Origin of the sequence: Arcanobacterium bovis (assembly GCF_004331995.1) — a bacterium.
Taxonomy (GTDB): Bacteria; Actinomycetota; Actinomycetes; order Actinomycetales; family Actinomycetaceae; genus Arcanobacterium_A; species Arcanobacterium_A bovis.
The window spans coordinates 1-399 of sequence record NZ_SJDT01000026.1 but is presented as its reverse complement, the minus strand read 5'-3'; the positions used below and the strand labels follow the sequence as shown (position 1 = coordinate 399).

Annotated in this window: 1 protein-coding gene; it reads left to right on the top strand. The window is 53.9% G+C overall.

The window, feature by feature from the left end; all coding sequences use genetic code 11:
* A partial coding sequence (locus EZJ44_RS09035; RefSeq protein ID WP_165496172.1) for a C40 family peptidase occupies positions 1-307 on the top strand: 307 nt, incomplete at its 5' end.
* Positions 308-399 lie beyond the last annotated feature (92 nt).

Genomic DNA, 399 nt, shown 5'->3' with positions numbered 1-399 from the left:
AGCAGGCCAGTCTGCTTTCGACTGTAGCGGGTTGACCTCGTGGACGTATCTACGTCACGGCTTCGCGCTGCCACGCACAGCCCAGCAGCAATACTCATTTATCGCCGCCCGTGGCCATATCAACCATAATCTGAACACACTCAGACCAGGTGATCTTGTCTTCTTCAGCCCCTCCGGATCACCCAACAACATTGTCCATGTCGGTATAGCGCTCGGTAACGGGAAAATGATCCACGCAGCACGCCCTGGCGTCGGCGTCGTCATCGGAAATATTTACGCAGGATTCATCGGAGGAGGCCGCCCATGATCCAAGACGCTGTTATCTATATGCTCACCGCAATTCTCGGTGGATCTTTTGGTGCGGGCAGTGAATCACTCATGAAAAGCTTCGCATCCTAT